The sequence below is a fragment of the Pseudoxanthomonas mexicana genome (genome assembly GCF_010093385.1).
GTDB lineage: Bacteria > Pseudomonadota > Gammaproteobacteria > Xanthomonadales > Xanthomonadaceae > Pseudoxanthomonas_A > Pseudoxanthomonas_A mexicana.
Genome location: NZ_PDWV01000005.1, coordinates 75,214 through 91,164 on the forward strand (window position 1 = coordinate 75,214; position 15,951 = coordinate 91,164).

Consider the following 15,951-nt stretch of genomic DNA (forward strand, 5'->3'; position numbering starts at 1 on the left):
CTAGATCGAGACGTGGAACAGGCGGCCCACCAGCGCGGCCGCGCCCATCGCCATCGCACCCCAGAACCCGACCCGCCACGCGCCGCGCAGGACCGGCGCGCCGCCCACGCGCGCCGCCAGGCCACCGGACAACAGCAGACCGACGAGGGTGGCGGCGGTGGTGACCATGGCCACCTTCCCGGCCGGTGCGAGCACGGTGGTGGCGATCGGCAGCAGGGCGCCGACGGTAAAAGCGGCGGCGGACGCCAGTGCCGCCTGCACCGGACGCGCGCGCAGTTCCTCGGTGATGCCCAGCTCGTCCCGCATGTGTGCGGTCAGGGCATCGCGTGCGGTGAGTTGTTCGGCCACCTGGCGCGCCAGTGCGGGCCCCAGTCCGCGGCCGACATAGATCTGGGTCAGCTCGGCCAGCTCGCTATCCGGCATGTCGCGCAGTTCGCTCTTTTCCAGGGCGAGGGCGGCGGCTTCGGCGTCGGCCTGCGACTGCACCGAGACGTATTCGCCGGCCGCCATCGACATGGCCCCGGCACCCAGGCCGGCGACGCCGGTCAGCAGGATGGTGGACGGCGTCGCCCCGCTGGTGGCCACGCCCACCACCAGGCCGGCCACCGAGACGATGCCGTCGTTGGCGCCCAGCACGGCGGCACGCAACCATCCGACACGATCGGTGCGGTGCAGTTCGCGGTGACGTGTGACCGGAGTGCGGGGATGGCGTGGCATGCCGACAGCGTACGCCGGTCCGCCCCCGTGCGTCGACCGGGCGTCATCGTCTCCATGGATGGGATACTGCGGCGTTTCCGCGGCAACGATCGCGTGCGGGAGGTCACGTTATAGTGCCGGCCTTGCGATGGGGCACGCACGCCCGGCGTCGCGTCTTCTGCTTGCGAGTCCTGCCCTTGTCCAGTCCCAGCCACGTCGCCGACACCCCCATCACCGACCGCGCCCAGCTGGTGGACTACATCGCGTCCGGCGAGAAGCCACGTGCCGACTGGCGCATCGGCACCGAGCACGAGAAGTTCGGTTTCCGCCTGGACGACCTGCGCCCGCCGAGCTTCGACGGCGACCGCGGCATCGAGGCGCTGCTGAAGGGGCTGACCCGCTTCGGCTGGGAGGCGATCGAAGAGAAGGGGCGCGTGATCGCCCTGTCGAAGGACGGTGCCTCGGTCACGCTGGAGCCCGCCGGCCAGTTGGAACTGTCCGGCGCCGCAGTGGAAACGATCCACCAGACCTGCGTGGAAGTCGGTACGCATCTGAAGGAAGTGAAGCAGGTCGCCGACGAACTGCAGCTCGGTTTCCTCGGCATGGGCTTCCAGCCCAAATGGCGTCGCGACGAGATGCCGTGGATGCCCAAGGGTCGCTACCAGATCATGAAGGCGTACATGCCCAAGGTCGGCCAGCTCGGCCTGGACATGATGACGCGCACCTGCACGGTGCAGGTCAACCTGGACTACGCCAGCGAAGCGGACATGGTGAAGAAGTTCCGCGTGTCGCTGGCACTGCAGCCGGTGGCCACGGCGCTGTTCGCCGACTCGCCGTTCACTGAGGGCAGGCCGAACGGCTACCAGAGCTACCGTTCGCACATCTGGACCGACACCGACGGCGACCGCACCGGCATGCTCGATTTCGTGTTCGAGGACGGTTTCGGCTACGAGCGCTACGTCGACTACCTGCTCGACGTGCCGATGTATTTCTCCTATCGCGACGGCATCTACCACGATGCCAGCGGCAAGTCGTTCCGCAAGTTCCTGCGGGGCGAGCTGGACGTGCTGCCGGGCGCCCTGCCCACGCTGCGCGACTGGTCCGACCACATGACCACCGCCTTCCCCGAAGTGCGGATGAAGAAATTCCTGGAAATGCGCGGCGCCGACAGCGGCCCCTGGAACCGCATCTGCGCCCTGCCCGCGTTCTGGGTGGGCCTGCTGTACGACGATGCCGCGCTCGATGCGGCCTGGGACCTGGTCAAGGATTTCTCGCTGGCCGAACGCCACGCCCTGCGCGACGGCGTGCCGAAGCATGCGCTGAAGCTGCCGTTCCGCGGTGGTACCGTGCGCGACCTCGCCCGCGAGGCGGTGAAGATCGCCATCGGCGGCCTGCAGCGCCGCGCGCGACTCAACAGCAAGGGCGTGGACGAAGCCGGCTTCCTCGATGCGTTGGTGGAGATCGTCGAGGCGAACGAGACCCCGGCCGAGCGCAAGCTCGCCCTGTTCAATGGCCCCTGGCAGGGCGATATCGACCGCGTCTTCCGCGAGTTCGCGTACTAGCTCATCCCGCCTCAAGGCACCAGGCCGCTCCGCGCTGACTACAGCGGCTTGAGCATGCAGAGGGCGCTGGCGGGGCACAGAGACCGGAACTCCGCGCTGTCGCGCACGGCATCGGGCACGGTGTCGCGCGCGACCACGTCGTAGCCCAGCCGTGCGAAGAAGGCGTCCGCTGTCTGCGTTAGCAGCACGATCCCGGTGATGCCGCGCATGCGCGCCTCGGCTTCCAGGGACTGCACGAGACGTTGGCCATGGCCTTTGCCCTGGTGCAGGGGCGACACCGCCAGCGAGCGCAGCAGGCCTGTGTCGCCATGTTGTTCCAGGCCGATCACGGCCACGATGCGACCATCCTCTTCCTCAACCCATAAGGCCACCTGCGAGGCGGCAAGGTCGGCCGTCGGCAAGGCATGCGTTTCCAGCAGTGCGGTGATGGCGTCGATGTCGTCGGCGCGGGAAGGGCGTATCGAAGTCATGGTGTTTCCCGGGGTGTCGTACGGTGTGCAAGGGCGATGATGCCTCGAAGCCGATGCGGCAGCCGGAAGCCTGCTGCTCAGCCTCTCACGTGCATGGTAGATCGCGGAAGCGCCACCGACACCGCCGCCGCCACGGCGATCAGCGCGGCGGAGATCGCCAGGCAGGCGGCCAGGCCCCATCGCTGGAAAACCCAGCCCGACAGCACCGTGCCCAGCAGGCGTCCCATGGCGTTGGCCATGTAGTAGAAGCCGACGTCCAGCGATACACCGTCTTCGCTGGCATAGCTGACGATCAGATAGCTGTGCAGCGCAGAATTCAGCGCAAACAGTACGCCGAAGACCGTCAGCCCGACGATCAGCACCCATGCCGCCGGCACGCCGTAGACCAGCAGCGCCGCCATCGTTGCCGGCACCATGGCGAGCAGAACGGCCCACGCGCTGGCCGAGCGCCCATCAGGCAAGCGACCCGTAGCGCGCCCGGTGATGTGCGGTGCGAACGATTGCACCAGCCCGTAGCCGATGACCCACGCCGCGAGGAATCCGCCCACCTGCCAGAAATCCCAGCCCAGCGTGGAAGCCAGGAACACCGGCAGCGCCACCACGAACCAGACATCCCGCGCACCGAAGAGGAACATCCGCGCGGCCGACAGCAGGTTGATGGCACGGCTCTTCGAAAAGATCTCGCGGAACTTCGGCTTGGCCCTGGCCTTGCCCAGGTCGCGCTTGAGCAACAGCAGGCTCAACAGCCACACCAGCAGCAGTGCGCCGGCCATGATCGCCACCGCGGCCGCGAACCCCACGGTGGCCAGCAGCGCGCCGCCAAGGAAGAACCCGATGCCCTTCAGCGCATTCTTCGAGCCGGTCAATGCGGCGACCCAGCGGTAGAGCGTGCCCTGCCTGTCGCCCGGCACCAGCAGCTTGATGCTGCTCTTGGCGCTCATCTTGTTGAGGTCCTTGGCGATGCCGGACAGGGCCTGCGCGCCCATGACCCACGGGACCGTCAGCCAGGCCGCGGGCACCAGCAGCATCGACAGGGCCACGACCTGCATCGCCAGCCCGATGTTCATGGTCCGGTTGAGGCCGATCCTGGCGCCCAGCCATCCACCCACCAGATTGGTGATCACACCGAAGACTTCATAGAACAGGAACAGCATCGCGATCTGCAACGGGCTGTAACCCAGCTGGTGGAAGTGCAGCACCACCAGCATGCGCAGCGCGCCGTCGGTCAGGGTGAAGGCCCAGTAGTTGCCGGTGATCAGCAGGTACTGGCGGACATCGGCCGACAGGCGCGCGAGCATGCCGTCAGCCCGCCTTGCCGACCAGGTGCACAAGCTCCGCGGTGCGGTTCACGTAGCCCCACTCGTTGTCGTACCAGGCGTACAGCTTCACCTGCGTGCCATTGATCACCAGGGTGGACAGCGCGTCGACGATGCTGGAGCGCGGATCGGTCCGGTAATCGATCGACACCAGTGGTCGCGTTTCGTAGCCCAGGATGCCGGCCAGCATGCCGTCGGCGGCGGTCTTCAGCAGCGCGTTCACTTCCTCCACCGTGGTTGCACGCTCCACTTCGAACACGCAGTCGGTCAGCGAGGCGTTGGTCAGCGGTACACGCACGGCATGGCCGTTCAGTCGCCCCTTCAACTCGGGGAAGATTTCGGCGATGGCGGTCGCCGAGCCCGTCGAGGTCGGGATCAGGCTGCTTCCGCACGCACGCGCACGGCGCAGGTCCTTGTGCGGCGCATCCACGATCACCTGCGTGTTGGTCAGGCTGTGGATCGTGGTCAGGCTGCCGTGGCGGATGCCGATGCCTTCGTGGATCACCTTCACCACCGGCGCGAAGCAGTTGGTCGTGCACGAGGCGGCGGACACGATGCGATGCTGGGCCGGATCGAAGCGGTGATGGTTCACGCCTACAACCACGTCCAGGACGCCCGGCGACTTCACCGGCGCCGTCACCACGACGCGCTTCACGCCCTGGTCCAGGTACGGCTGCAGCACGTCGGGTTTGCGGAATTTGCCCGAGGATTCGATCACCACGTCGCAGCCCGACCAGTCGGTCGCCGCGATGTCCTTGTTGCGCGTCACTGGAATGCGTGTGCCTTCGATCACCAGTGCCTCGCCTTCGGCAGTGATCCCGCGGTCCCAGCGGCCGTGGACCGAATCGAAAGCGAGCAGGTGCGCCAGCGTGGCGGCGTCGCCGGCGGGGTCGTTGATCTGCACGAACTGCAGGTCGGGATTGTCCCAGGCCGCACGCAGGGTGAGGCGGCCCATGCGGCCGAAGCCGTTGATGCCAACGCGAATGCTCATGGAAGGTTCTTGGGTGGAAAAGGAATGGAAGCGGGGTGTGGCGTTCAGGACGATCTGCCGATCTCGCGCACCCGCGTCTCCAGCGCCAGGCGATCCAGCGCCTCGGGCTTGAGCGCCAACAGCAACGTGATGCGGTGCTGCAGCAGGTGCAGCGCATGGGCGAAGGCCTGGCGTACCTGCTCCGATGAGCCGGCGACGGCGGCGGGATCTTCGACCCCCCAATGCGCCGTGACCGGATGGCCGGGCCAAACCGGGCACGCTTCGCCAGCCGCCTTGTCGCAGACGGTGATGATCAGGTCCATCGGTGGCGCGTCGGCGGTCGCGAACTCATCCCACGGTTTGCTGCGTAGTGTCGCGGTCGGCAGGCCGGCGTCCTGCAGGATCTGCAGCGCGATCGGATGCACGCGTCCGCGCGGATGGCTGCCTGCGCTATAGGCATGGAAGCGGCCCTTGCCCAGGTGGTTGGCCATGGCCTCGGCCAGGATGCTGCGGGCGGAATTGCCGGTGCACAGGAACAGCAGGTTGTAGGGGCGGTCCATGGGCGAGTCCTGAAGGAAGGGGAGTGGGTGCGGAGGAAGGAATCAGGCGCGGCGTTCGTACCAGGGCTTCGACGCATTGACGATGCGGACCACGGACAACATGACCGGCACCTCCACCAGCACGCCGACCACCGTGGCCAGCGCCGCGCCGGAATGCACGCCGAACACGCCCACGGCCGTGGCCACGGCGAGTTCGAAGAAATTGCTGGCGCCGATCAGCGCCGACGGGCCCGCCACGCAATGGGCCACGCCCAGCCTGCGGTTCAGCCAGTAGGACACGCCGGCGTTGAAATACACCTGGATCACGATGGGCACCGCGAGGATCGCGATGATCAGCGGCTGGTCGACGATCTGGCGGCCCTGGAAACCGAACAGCAGCACTAGCGTGAGCAGTAGCGCGCCCAGCGATACCGGGCCCAACCGTTTGAGCAGCGCCTGCAGCGCGACCTCGCCGCCGCGGCGCAGTATCCAGCCGCGCAGCATCGCCGCGACGATGACCGGCACCACGATGTACAGCGTGACCGACAGCATCAGCGTCGCCCACGGCACGGTGATCGACGAGATGCCCAGCAGCAGGCCGACGATGGGTGCGAAGGCCACCACCATGATCGCGTCGTTCAGCGCGACCTGGCTGAGCGTGAAGCGCGGCTCGCCATCACAGAGGTGGCTCCATACGAACACCATCGCGGTGCACGGCGCTGCCGCCAGCAGGATCAGCCCGGCCACGTACGAATCGATCTGCGCTGCAGGCAGATGACCGGCGAATACATGGCGCACGAATAGCCACGCCAGCAATGCCATCGAGAACGGCTTGATCGCCCAGTTCACGAACACGGTGACGCCGATGCCCTTCCAGTGCCGCTTCACGTCGCTCATCGCGCGGAAGTCGATCTTCAGCAGCATCGGGATGATCATCAGCCAGATCAGCACCGCCACCGGCAGGTTCACCTTGGCGATTTCCGCTGCCCCCAAGGTGGCGAACGCGCCCGGCAGCAGATAGCCCAGCGCCGTGCCCACGCCGATGCAGCCCAGCACCCACCAGGTCAGGTGGCGCTCGAAACTGCCCATGCGGCGCGACAGCGGCGGCGTATCGGCTGCCGTCATGCGCAACCTTCAGGGCCGCACGGTGCGGCAGGCGCGCATTGCGCCGTGTCGCCACCGCAGCAGTTGCGGGTCAGGAATTCGATCAACCCGTTCATCGCCGCGAAGTCGGCCCGGTAGCAGACGTGCCGCCCGCGTGCCTCGCTCTGCACCAGCCCGGCGGCCACCAGTTCCTTCAGGTGGAACGACAGCGTCGCCCCCGGAAGTCCCAGCGTCTCGGCGATCTCGCCCGCCATGCGACCGGAGGGGCCGGCCTCGACCAGCAGGCGGAAGACCGCCAGGCGAGTGGTCTGGCCGAGGGCGGCCAGGGCAACGGTTGCGTTTGTTATTTCCATAATTCTAGAATAATCGAACAATTACAGCCTAACAAGCCGACATGACAGTTACATTGCTGCCGCAGCTCGCGCCCGAGGCCTTCGACATGCCGGACGCCGACAAGCTCGCGATCGCCGGTTCGGAGCACCCGCCGCGCATCCTCATTCTGTACGGCTCGCTGCGCCCGCAATCCTTCAGCCGAAAACTGGCCCTGGAGGCCGAGCGTCTGCTGCAGCAGTTCGGTGCGGAGACGCGCGTGTTCCATCCGCACGACCTGCCCATCCTGGACAGCGTGGGTGCGGACCATCCGGAGGTGCAGCGGCTGCGCGCGTGGTCGCAGTGGTCCGAGGGCCAGGTCTGGGTCAGTCCGGAACGCCACGGCACCCTGTCGGCGGTGTTCAAGAACCAGATCGACTGGCTGCCGCTGTCCGAGGGCAGCGTGCGCCCCACCCAGGGCCGCACACTGGCGGTCATGCAGGTGTGCGGCGGCTCGCAGTCGTTCAACGTGGTCAATGCGTTGCGCGTGCTGGGTCGATGGATGCGCATGGTCACCATCCCCAACCAGTCGTCGGTGCCGAAGGCCTGGCAGGAATTCGATGAAGCAGGCCGCATGAAACCCTCGCCCTACTACGACCGCGTGGTGGACGTGATGGAGGAACTGGTGAAGTTCACCCTGCTGGTGCGCGACCGCAGCGACTACCTGACCAGCCGCTACAGCGAACGCAAGGGCGACCTGGCGGCCCGCGCCGTGACAGCCGCGTCCGGCGTGGCTGAAGAGACCGCACCTGTAGCGACCCCGCTTGCCGAAGCGCGTCAGGAAGAGGTCGCCGCCGTACCGGCCAGTCCCTGCTGCGGTCCCGCCTGCTGCGCCACCACGTAGCGATAGCCGGACGGGCGGGGCTTCATGTGCGGGGGTGAGTGACTTATACTCCCCCCCACTATCGAGGTGCGTGGCCGACATGCCCCATTCCCCCGCCGACAAGAAGAAGGCGCTTACGCGCGTGCGCCGCATCCGTGGTCAGCTGGATGCGCTCGAGCGTGCGCTGGAGGACGGCGCCGACTGCGCGCCCGTGCTGCAGCAGCTCGCCGCCGTGCGCGGTGCGGTGAACGGGCTGATGTCGGAAATCCTGGAAAGCCATCTGCGCGAGGAATCCGCGCACCCCGCCTCGACACCCGAACAGCGCGAGGCCGGCATCGATGCCGCCGTCGCGCTGGTCCGTTCCTATCTGAAATAAGCAGGAGTGCCGCCATGAAATCCCGTGCCGCCGTCGCCTTCGCCGCAGGCGAACCGCTGAAGATCGTCGAGATCGACGTCGCCCCGCCGCAGAAGGGCGAAGTGCTGGTGAAGATCACCCATACCGGCGTCTGCCACACCGATGCCTTCACGCTGTCGGGCGAGGATCCGGAGGGACTGTTTCCGGTCGTGCTGGGCCATGAAGGTGCCGGTATCGTGGTCGAGGTGGGCGAGGGCGTCACCAGCGTGAAGCCGGGCGACCACGTCATCCCGCTGTACACCGCCGAGTGTGGCGAGTGCCTGTTCTGCAAGAGCGGCAAGACCAACCTGTGCACGGCGGTGCGCGCCACCCAGGGCAAGGGCGTGATGCCGGACGGCACCTCACGCTTCTCCTATGAAGGCCAGCCGCTGTACCACTACATGGGCTGCTCGACCTTCAGCGAATACACGGTGGTCGCCGAGGTCTCGCTGGCGAAGATCAACCCCGAGGCGAATCCGGAACACGTCTGCCTGCTGGGTTGCGGCGTCACCACCGGCATCGGTGCCGTGCACAACACCGCCAAGGTGCAGGCAGGTGATTCGGTCGCGGTATTCGGCCTGGGCGGCATCGGCCTGGCCGTGATCCAGGGCGCGCGCCAGGCGAAGGCCGGCCGCATCATCGCCATCGACACCAATCCTTCGAAGTTCGAGATGGCGCGGCAGTTCGGTGCCACCGACTGCATCAATCCCAAGGACTACGACAAGCCCATCCAGCAGGTGATCGTGGAGATGACGGGCTGGGGCGTGGACCACTCCTTCGAATGCATCGGCAACGTCAACGTCATGCGCGCCGCCCTGGAGTGCGCGCATCGTGGCTGGGGCCAGAGCGTCATCATCGGCGTCGCCGGTGCGGGGCAGGAGATCAGCACGCGTCCGTTCCAGCTGGTGACGGGCCGCAAGTGGATGGGCACGGCGTTCGGCGGCGTGAAGGGCCGTTCGCAGCTGCCCGGCATGGTCGAGGACGCGATGAAGGGCGACATCGAACTGGCGCCCTTCGTCACCCACACCATGCCGCTGGACGAGATCAACGAAGCGTTCGACCTGATGCACGAAGGCAAGTCGATCCGGTCGGTGGTGCATTACTGAGATGACCATGTCCTTTGAAAAGTCCCCCTTTGACGCGACGCCTGACGCAGCGATGGAGGGCGGCGCCCTCGACCAGGAAGCCCGCGATGCGATTGCGCGACTGGGTGAACACGACCTGCTGAAGATCGATCAGGCGATCCTGTCTTCGCTGGGTCGTGAGTGGAAGAAGGCGGGTTTCATCACCGCAGGCGTCATGATTGCCGCCCCGGACGAATACGAGGATCTGCCGGAGATGTTCTACGCATCCCGGATCCGGCTGCTTGCCGAGGCATCGCGCATCGAGACGAAAGGCGATGCGCGTGCATTGAAGACCTTCGAGATCCGTCTACCGCCCGCAACGGGAGTTGCCTGACATGACGAGCGAGCGCATCGAACACCGTGCCTGCTTCGGCGGCTGGCAGGACGTCTACCGCCATCGCTCCGAGGTGCTCGGCTGCGACATGACGGTGGGCGTCTACCTGCCGCCGCAGGTCGAACAGGGACCGTGCCCGGTGCTTTACTGGCTCAGCGGCCTGACCTGCACCGAACAGAACTTCATCACCAAGGCCGGGGCGCAACGCTACGCGGCCGAACACGGGATCATCCTCGTCGCACCGGATACCAGTCCGCGCGGCGAGGACGTGGCCGACGCCGAGGGGTACGACCTCGGCAAGGGTGCGGGCTTCTACGTCAACGCGACGCAGGTGCCGTGGGCATCGCACTACCGCATGTACGACTACATCGTCGACGAGTTGCCGGCCTGGGTCGAGGCCGATCCGATGGCAAGCGACCGGCGCGCGATCAGCGGGCATTCGATGGGCGGCCACGGCGCACTGACCATCGCGCTGAAGAACCCCGGGCGCTACCGCAGCGTGTCCGCGTTCTCGCCGATCGTCGCGCCGACGCAGGTGCCGTGGGGGCAGAAGGCGGTCGCGGCCTATCTGGGCGACGATCGCGAGGCATGGAAGGCCTGGGACACGGTCGAGCTGATCAGGCAGGCACGCGAGCAGCTGCCGCTGCTCGTCGATCAAGGCGATGCGGACGAGTTCCTGCAGGGCCAGCTGAAGCCGGAACTGCTGCAGGCTGCCGCTGCCGAGGCGGGCCACCCGCTGACCCTGCGCCTGCAGCCGGGCTACGACCACAGCTACTACTTCATCGCCAGCTTCATCGGCGACCACATCGCGCACCACGCCGCGGCATTGAAGGCCTAGGGCGGGCTTCGGCCCGCCGATGATCCGCCCGCATGTGCGACGGTGGGCCGAGGCCCACCCTACGTCGCAGCCGCGAGTCCGTAGTCGGTGAAGGCGAAGCGACCCTCGCGCAGCTCGGTGTCGCCTTGCGCGAGGACTAGGGGCGCATCGAACATCGGCCCTGCCGATACGCAGGTATGGAACTCGCCGTTCTCACCGCAGGCATCGACGTGGGCAGGCAGCTCGCCGAGCAAGGCCCGGTCGAAGTCGCGACCTGCGAATCCGGCATCCAGCTGCTGCGTATCGACACAACACAGCTGCGCGCGCAGTCCCCCGTCGATCATCTCGTGTGCCAGAGAGGCGGTATCGCGGCCGAACAGCGGCGTGACGGCATCCCAGCCCACGCGGGCCAGGTTCGCCACGCGCCAGGCGCGGATGTCTTCGAGGAAGAGATCGCCGAACGCCATCGTGCGCAGCCCCGGCCAACGGTCCCTGGCTCGGGCGATGGCATCGGCCATGGCGTGTTCGTAGTCGGTGTTCGAGCACTGCGCGGGAATCATCGCTTCCAGCAGCGGCAGGCCGGTCGCGCGTGCCTGCGCATGCAGCACGCTGCGGCGGATGCCCTGCATCGATACGCGGTCGAGCTCGCGCGTGACGGTGGTCAGCAGGCCGACGACATCGACATCACCGCATTGCCGCAGGAAGTGCAGCGTCCAGGCGGCGTCCTTGCCACCGCTCCACGCCAGCAGGACGGGCGTGCGGCTCAAGCCGCCGCGACGTCGCGCAATTCCCAGGCGCCGCCGGCGAGCAGGCGCAGGCGATGCTTCAGGACATGACCGGGAATGGAAGAGCGGGCGACCAGCAGGATGCTGAGGTCGTCCTGCTGGCCGGCGACCGCGGCATCCGGGTCCACGGCACCGAGGCCGGGATCGACGTCGTCAGGATCGTCCTGGCGTGCCCGCCAGCGTTCGAACGGGCTGCTGGTACGCAGCGCGTGCTGCAGCTGCGCGGCGAATTCGTCCGCGCCGTGGGCATCGAAACTGAAAGCCGGATCGCCGCCGCGTGCGCGGGCGGGATCGGGAAGACTGATGTAGTAGCGGACCGCCATGGCGCCCCCGGTTCAAGCCAGGGGCATAGCGTAGTCCTGTCGCGTTAGGCGGTCGTTATGTCGCCTTGAACGGTGCGGGCGGCGCGGCGAAGGCGGCCACGACGGCGCCCTTTCCCACGTTGACCATGCCGGTGAGGCTCATGACGCTTTCGAACACCTCCACCTTGTTGTTCTCGCAGATGTCGCGCAGGCGCTGGTAGCCGGGCAGGGCGCGCATTTCCGACAGTTCGCCGCCGTAGCTCAGGCAGACGGTGGGCGTCATCAGGCCGGCCATCACCCGGTTGCCGGTGAACTTGAACATCTGTTCCACCGCATTCTCGAAACCCTTGATCTTGGCCACCGGCTCGGTGTTGCCGGCATGGCCGTACAGCACCGGCTTGATGTCCAGCGCGCTGCCCAGCGCCGCGCTCAGCAGGCCCACGCTGCGGTCGCCCTTGGTGCGGGCGCGGTTGCGCAGGTAGTACAGGTCGCGCGGGATCATGTAGCCGTGCGTGTTCTGCGCCAGTTCTTCCAGCCGCACGCGGATCTGCTGCACGCTGGCACCGGCGTCGCGCATGCGCACGGCTTCCACCGCCGTGATGCCCTGCGCGGCGAACAGGTTCTGGGTGTCGATCACGCGCAGCGCGAACGGCGAGTTGTGGCCTGCGGCCTGCCGCACCGGCTTGTAATCGTTGAGGATCGCGAAGCTGGCCTGCATCGCGTTGTCGTGGATCGGCGAACGCGTCTTGGTGATCGTCATGCAGAACACGTGGTCGTAATCGATCACCAGCCGGCCCAGGAACAGGTCGCGGATCTGGTTGACCGTGAACGGCGTGGTCTCGGCCTCGTGGCCGCGCTCGGCCACGTGCGCATGCAGGAAGCTAAGCGTGGCCTGCTCGTCGCGATGGTCGGCCAGCACGGCTTCGCCGATGCGCACCGTGATGGGCAGGATGACGATGTTGTTCCGTTCCAGGTACTCCAGCGGCAGATCGCACGCAGAGTCGACGACTATCCCAATGCGCATCTCAGCCCCTCCCGGCATCCGTCGCATTTGTGCTTATCTCCGCAAAACTAGCGGACAACGGTGGGCAAGTCGTCGCGTAAACGCATGAAGTGTGATTTGCGTCACTTTTTCCGGGGTGGGCGCGCGAAGCCGGAAACCCAGCCTCCATCCCGTTCCGGAGCAGGCTTGCGCCCCACTATTCATGTGACGAATGTCACAAATACGATGCGCGCCGGCTTGTCCAGGGCCCGGCCGCGCCGGACACTCGCAACGAACGCATGGGACAACATGAAACAGGGGCGGTGGATACTGCTGCTGCTTCTGGCCCTGCTGATGGCGGAGGGTGTGCGGGGGGAAAACATCGCGCGCATCGACCGCATCCAGCCGCAAGCGCTGGAACAGCAGGCGGGACAGCGCGCCGGATTGTTCTCGGAACGCCGCTTCGAAAGCGGTGGCGCGTCCATGCGCGTGATCGGCAACGGGGCGTGGCGCATCACGCCACGCCCGGGCGTACGCGAACCGCTGCTGGTGTTCTACCACCCGTATACGGCGCGGATCAGCGTGCAGGCGCCGCCGGGCGCCGCCGTGCGACGCCAGGACATCTTCAGCCCCGATCTTGACCCGCGCTACAGCCGGCGGGCGCTGGTGTTCCCGCTGAGTGGCGACGGGCCGGTCCATGTGAAGGTGGAGGGCGCGCGCTATCCCCTGCGGGTGGCCGTGGAGCCGGGGCGTGCCTATGCGGCGGCCGACCTGTGGCATGTGCGTCTGGTGCTGCCGGCGGTCGGCGTGGTGCTGGGCGTATCGCTGGCGGTGCTGCTGTTCTGGGCCATGCTGCGCGACCGCGTCTACCTGCTGTACGCGGGCGCGATGCTGTTCCAGCTGCTGTATGCCCTGTGCTCGTACGGCGAGGCCTACGCATGGCCGGGCCTCTCGAGGCTGGCGCGGTTCGGTGCCCAGGGCATCTGGGCCGTCGGGACGCGGGCCCCCATCCTGCTGGTGTACCTGTGGCTGGACTACGCCGGCCTGCGCAAGGTGACGCCGCGGCTGGCGGCCGCCGTACGTGTCGTCGGCGCCTATGGCTGCGGCCTGACGCTGGTGTTGCTGGGCTCCCCCTGGCCGGCCGACAAGGCGTGGTTTCCCGACATCGCCAACGCCCTGTTCCTGCTCACCAACGCGATCGCGCTGGTGACGCTGGTGGTGGCCTGGCGCCGCGGCCAGCGGCACGCCGCCTACGTCCTGATCGCATGGGTGCCGCTGCTGGCCTTCACCATGGCGCGCGCGCTGCGCTTCAGTGTGGGCGAACGCGCCGAGCCGTGGCTGGAGTACGGCCTGCCGTGGGTGCAGGCGTTCACCGCGGTGGGGCTGGCGCTGGGCCTGGCCGACCGCATGCTGACCTTCCGGCGCGAACGCGACCGTGCCAAGGCCCATGCCGAGCGCGACGGCCTGACCGGCGTACTGAACCGCGGCGGCATCGAGCACCGGCTCGACTGGGCGCTGATCGAGCGCGAGCGCGAACGCATGCCGGTGTCGCTGCTGTTCATCGACCTGGACAACTTCAAGCAGATCAACGACCGCCACGGCCATGCGCTCGGCGACGCCTGCCTGCGCGCGGTGACGCGCGCGGTGAGCGAGCAGTTCCAGTACGGCGACCAGCTGGGTCGGCTGGGTGGCGAGGAGTTCGTCCTGGTGCTTTCCGGCGTCGAACTGCCGGCCGCACTGCGCATCGCCGAGCAGGTGGGCGCGCGTATCCGGCGGGATTGCGCCAACGTGGAAGGCGTGGCGGTCGCCGTCACCGCCAGCATCGGCGCCGCACAGGCGCGCGACGGGGATTCGGTAGCGTCCCTGATCGCGCGCGCGGACCAGGCCATGTATGCGGCCAAGCGCGCCGGCGGCGACCGCGTGATGGCGGAAGACGCTCCGGAGCGCGTCCCGGAAAGCACGGAGGCGCCCGAAGGCGCCTCCGTGGACTGAACCCGGGCGGGTTACTTCGAATAAGCGCGCGGCAGCGGGCCCGCCTGCTGCAGGTAGCGGTCGCGCAGCTCAGTCTGGCGCGAGCGCATCGGCATCGCGCGGCCGCCCAGCCACACCTGCTGCGCCGTGTGGGCCACGTCCAGCGGATCGCCGCTCCACAGCACCAGGTCGGCCAGCTTGCCCGGCGCGATGGTGCCCACGCGGTCGCCCACGCCGAAGGTCTCCGCCGGCACGCGGGTCAGTCCGGCCAGGCCGTCTTCCCAGGGCAGGCCGTTGGCCACCGCATTGCCCGCCAGCTGGCGGATCTTGCGTGCGTTGTGCGAGGCATCGCCAGCCTGCGAGAAGCCGACGCCCACGCCGGCCGCATCCAGCCGCGCCGCGTTTTCCAGCGTGGCGCCGATCTGGTCGAAGTCCGCCGGCAGGTCCGCCAGCGCGTCGACGAACACCGGCACCTTCGCCTGCGCCAGCTGCGCTGCCAGCTTCCAGGCCTCCGCGCCGCCGGCGATGGCGACGCGCACGTTCTCGCGCTGCGCCCAGCGCAGCAGCTGGCGGATGTCGGCGGCACGGTTCACCGCCACCACGATGCGGCCATTGCCGGCCAGGTAGCGCGCCAGCGTGGCACGCCCGGCCGGCGTCAGCAGCGCGTGCGGTGAATCCACCGGCACCCGGCCGCGCGCCTCGGCCACCATCTGGTCCAGCAGCATCCACTGCGCCGCGCGCGACTTGCCGCTCAGCTCGGACGCGCCGCCGCCCAGCCGTACGAACAGCGCGCGCGGGCCGACCGGGTCGGCGCTGCCGTCCAGCCGCATCACGCCGCCCTGGCCGGCGATGAAGGAGCCGCCGGTCGCTGCGGCCAGCAGGGTGAAGCCGATGCCTTCCACGCGCGCCACCGGGATCACCACCGACGCCGGGTTGTAGGCCAGCGTCACGTCGAACTCCGGACGCATGGGCTGGTCTTCCAGCGTCACCGCCGCATCCACCGTCGACGATTCACCGGAGACCTCCTCGATGCCGATCTCGGTGATGCCGCCGAAGAAGGCCGGGGTCAGCGGACGGCCGTCGGCTTCGACCACCGTCGCGGCGGCGGGTGCGGCCAGTGCGGTACCGACCGCCTGCACCACGCCATTGCGCACCAGCACGTCCGCGTTCTTCAACGTGCCCTGCGTCCCGGCGGTGTGCACGGTGGCGTTGCGGATCAGGACGTCCTGGGCGAGTGCGCTGATCGAAGTCGACGCCAGTGCGACAGCTACCGCCAACGCCCTCACCGTCGTCCCAGCGAACGCTGGGACCCATTTGGCTTTTGTCTTGTCCGCTGCGTTCGTCATCGAAAGCGAAAGCAAGGTGGATCCCAGCATTCGCTGGGATGACGGCA

General features: G+C 67.9%; 18 protein-coding genes. 7 read left to right on the top strand and 11 right to left on the bottom strand.

What is annotated here, in order from left to right; translation table 11 throughout:
- Window positions 1–717: a VIT1/CCC1 transporter family protein gene (locus CSC76_RS03370; protein ID WP_162108642.1), complete on the bottom strand. Its 717-nt coding sequence runs from the start codon at window positions 715–717 to the stop codon at window positions 1–3.
- A gap of 176 nt (window positions 718–893) precedes the next feature.
- Here CSC76_RS03370 and CSC76_RS03375 point away from each other — a divergent pair, with 176 nt between their 5' ends.
- Window positions 894–2,258: a glutamate--cysteine ligase gene (locus CSC76_RS03375; protein ID WP_162108643.1), complete on the top strand. Its 1,365-nt coding sequence runs from the start codon at window positions 894–896 to the stop codon at window positions 2,256–2,258.
- A 38-nt stretch (window positions 2,259–2,296) separates the two neighbouring features.
- Here CSC76_RS03375 and arsN2 read toward each other — a convergent pair whose 3' ends face one another.
- The 6 genes from arsN2 to CSC76_RS03405 all read right to left on the bottom strand — a co-directional run bounded on the left by arsN2 (window position 2,297) and on the right by CSC76_RS03405 (window position 7,010).
- Complete coding sequence (gene arsN2 / locus CSC76_RS03380) at window positions 2,297–2,728, bottom strand: arsenic resistance N-acetyltransferase ArsN2 (RefSeq protein WP_162108644.1); 432 nt, start codon at window positions 2,726–2,728, stop codon at window positions 2,297–2,299.
- 77 nt (window positions 2,729–2,805) lie between these two features.
- Window positions 2,806–4,026 (bottom strand): organoarsenical effux MFS transporter ArsJ, encoded by a 1,221-nt coding sequence (arsJ, locus tag CSC76_RS03385; RefSeq protein ID WP_162108645.1) that lies wholly within the window; start codon window positions 4,024–4,026, stop codon window positions 2,806–2,808.
- 4 nt (window positions 4,027–4,030) lie between these two features.
- Window positions 4,031–5,035 carry an ArsJ-associated glyceraldehyde-3-phosphate dehydrogenase gene (locus CSC76_RS03390; protein WP_162108646.1) on the bottom strand — a complete coding sequence of 335 codons (1,005 nt, stop codon included), beginning with the start codon at window positions 5,033–5,035 and terminating at the stop codon, window positions 4,031–4,033.
- A 44-nt stretch (window positions 5,036–5,079) separates the two neighbouring features.
- Window positions 5,080–5,574, bottom strand: a complete 495-nt coding sequence (locus tag CSC76_RS03395; protein WP_162108647.1) for an arsenate reductase ArsC — start codon at window positions 5,572–5,574, stop codon at window positions 5,080–5,082.
- 42 nt (window positions 5,575–5,616) lie between these two features.
- Window positions 5,617–6,642 carry an ACR3 family arsenite efflux transporter gene (arsB, locus tag CSC76_RS03400; RefSeq protein ID WP_162108697.1) on the bottom strand — a complete coding sequence of 342 codons (1,026 nt, stop codon included), beginning with the start codon at window positions 6,640–6,642 and terminating at the stop codon, window positions 5,617–5,619.
- Between the two features lie 32 nt (window positions 6,643–6,674).
- Window positions 6,675–7,010 (bottom strand): ArsR/SmtB family transcription factor, encoded by a 336-nt coding sequence (locus tag CSC76_RS03405; protein WP_162108648.1) that lies wholly within the window; start codon window positions 7,008–7,010, stop codon window positions 6,675–6,677.
- Window positions 7,011–7,051: 41 nt separating this feature from the next.
- On the opposite strand from CSC76_RS03405, the gene arsH reads away from it, so the two are divergent.
- The 5 genes from arsH to fghA all read left to right on the top strand — a co-directional run bounded on the left by arsH (window position 7,052) and on the right by fghA (window position 10,539).
- Window positions 7,052–7,870 carry an arsenical resistance protein ArsH gene (gene arsH / locus CSC76_RS03410; RefSeq protein WP_162108649.1) on the top strand — a complete coding sequence of 273 codons (819 nt, stop codon included), beginning with the start codon at window positions 7,052–7,054 and terminating at the stop codon, window positions 7,868–7,870.
- 79 nt (window positions 7,871–7,949) lie between these two features.
- Complete coding sequence (frmR, locus tag CSC76_RS03415) at window positions 7,950–8,225, top strand: formaldehyde-responsive transcriptional repressor FrmR (RefSeq protein WP_162108650.1); 276 nt, start codon at window positions 7,950–7,952, stop codon at window positions 8,223–8,225.
- Window positions 8,226–8,239: 14 nt separating this feature from the next.
- A complete protein-coding gene (locus CSC76_RS03420) occupies window positions 8,240–9,349 on the top strand; it encodes an S-(hydroxymethyl)glutathione dehydrogenase/class III alcohol dehydrogenase (protein ID WP_162108651.1) in 1,110 nt (369 codons plus the stop codon).
- A 7-nt stretch (window positions 9,350–9,356) separates the two neighbouring features.
- On the top strand, window positions 9,357–9,701 hold the full coding sequence (locus CSC76_RS03425; protein ID WP_162108652.1) for a DUF3658 domain-containing protein: 345 nt from the start codon (window positions 9,357–9,359) through the stop codon (window positions 9,699–9,701).
- 1 nt (window position 9,702) lies between these two features.
- The gene (gene fghA / locus CSC76_RS03430) at window positions 9,703–10,539 is read left to right on the top strand and encodes an S-formylglutathione hydrolase (protein ID WP_162108653.1); all 837 of its coding nucleotides are present in this window, start codon (window positions 9,703–9,705) and stop codon (window positions 10,537–10,539) included.
- Between the two features lie 59 nt (window positions 10,540–10,598).
- Here the strand turns inward: fghA and CSC76_RS03435 are convergent, their stop codons facing one another.
- Genes CSC76_RS03435 through CSC76_RS03445 form a run of 3 tightly spaced genes read right to left on the bottom strand, consistent with a single transcriptional unit; the run spans window position 10,599 to window position 12,629 of the window.
- Window positions 10,599–11,285, bottom strand: coding sequence for a Dph6-related ATP pyrophosphatase (locus tag CSC76_RS03435; protein ID WP_162108654.1), 687 nt, complete (start codon window positions 11,283–11,285; stop codon window positions 10,599–10,601).
- Complete coding sequence (locus CSC76_RS03440) at window positions 11,282–11,626, bottom strand: hypothetical protein (protein WP_162108655.1); 345 nt, start codon at window positions 11,624–11,626, stop codon at window positions 11,282–11,284. Before CSC76_RS03440 ends, CSC76_RS03435 begins: the two co-directional genes overlap by 4 nt.
- Window positions 11,627–11,681: 55 nt before the next feature.
- Complete coding sequence (locus tag CSC76_RS03445) at window positions 11,682–12,629, bottom strand: DegV family protein (RefSeq protein WP_162108656.1); 948 nt, start codon at window positions 12,627–12,629, stop codon at window positions 11,682–11,684.
- Window positions 12,630–12,896: 267 nt separating this feature from the next.
- Here CSC76_RS03445 and CSC76_RS03450 point away from each other — a divergent pair, with 267 nt between their 5' ends.
- Window positions 12,897–14,579 (top strand): sensor domain-containing diguanylate cyclase, encoded by a 1,683-nt coding sequence (locus CSC76_RS03450; RefSeq protein ID WP_162108657.1) that lies wholly within the window; start codon window positions 12,897–12,899, stop codon window positions 14,577–14,579.
- Between the two features lie 11 nt (window positions 14,580–14,590).
- Here the strand turns inward: CSC76_RS03450 and CSC76_RS03455 are convergent, their stop codons facing one another.
- Entirely contained in the window at window positions 14,591–15,904 is a 1,314-nt protein-coding gene (locus CSC76_RS03455; protein ID WP_162108658.1) for an amidohydrolase family protein, read from the bottom strand.
- Between the last annotated feature and the right edge of the window lie 47 nt (window positions 15,905–15,951).

What these genes read in the sequence shown, in the direction of transcription:
- CSC76_RS03370 (WP_162108642.1), bottom strand. Translation starts at nt 717, where the DNA reads ATGCCACGCCATCCCCGCACTCCGGTCACACGTCACCGCGAACTGCAC.
- arsN2 (WP_162108644.1), bottom strand. Translation starts at nt 2,728, where the DNA reads ATGACTTCGATACGCCCTTCCCGCGCCGACGACATCGACGCCATCACC.
- arsJ (WP_162108645.1), bottom strand. Translation starts at nt 4,026, where the DNA reads ATGCTCGCGCGCCTGTCGGCCGATGTCCGCCAGTACCTGCTGATCACC.
- CSC76_RS03390 (WP_162108646.1), bottom strand. Translation starts at nt 5,035, where the DNA reads ATGAGCATTCGCGTTGGCATCAACGGCTTCGGCCGCATGGGCCGCCTC.
- CSC76_RS03395 (WP_162108647.1), bottom strand. Translation starts at nt 5,574, where the DNA reads ATGGACCGCCCCTACAACCTGCTGTTCCTGTGCACCGGCAATTCCGCC.
- arsB (WP_162108697.1), bottom strand. Translation starts at nt 6,642, where the DNA reads ATGGGCAGTTTCGAGCGCCACCTGACCTGGTGGGTGCTGGGCTGCATC.
- CSC76_RS03405 (WP_162108648.1), bottom strand. Translation starts at nt 7,010, where the DNA reads ATGGAAATAACAAACGCAACCGTTGCCCTGGCCGCCCTCGGCCAGACC.
- arsH (WP_162108649.1), top strand. Translation starts at nt 7,052, where the DNA reads ATGACAGTTACATTGCTGCCGCAGCTCGCGCCCGAGGCCTTCGACATG.
- frmR (WP_162108650.1), top strand. Translation starts at nt 7,950, where the DNA reads ATGCCCCATTCCCCCGCCGACAAGAAGAAGGCGCTTACGCGCGTGCGC.
- CSC76_RS03420 (WP_162108651.1), top strand. Translation starts at nt 8,240, where the DNA reads ATGAAATCCCGTGCCGCCGTCGCCTTCGCCGCAGGCGAACCGCTGAAG.
- CSC76_RS03425 (WP_162108652.1), top strand. Translation starts at nt 9,357, where the DNA reads ATGTCCTTTGAAAAGTCCCCCTTTGACGCGACGCCTGACGCAGCGATG.
- fghA (WP_162108653.1), top strand. Translation starts at nt 9,703, where the DNA reads ATGACGAGCGAGCGCATCGAACACCGTGCCTGCTTCGGCGGCTGGCAG.
- CSC76_RS03440 (WP_162108655.1), bottom strand. Translation starts at nt 11,626, where the DNA reads ATGGCGGTCCGCTACTACATCAGTCTTCCCGATCCCGCCCGCGCACGC.
- CSC76_RS03445 (WP_162108656.1), bottom strand. Translation starts at nt 12,629, where the DNA reads ATGCGCATTGGGATAGTCGTCGACTCTGCGTGCGATCTGCCGCTGGAG.
- CSC76_RS03450 (WP_162108657.1), top strand. Translation starts at nt 12,897, where the DNA reads ATGAAACAGGGGCGGTGGATACTGCTGCTGCTTCTGGCCCTGCTGATG.
- CSC76_RS03455 (WP_162108658.1), bottom strand. Translation starts at nt 15,904, where the DNA reads ATGACGAACGCAGCGGACAAGACAAAAGCCAAATGGGTCCCAGCGTTC.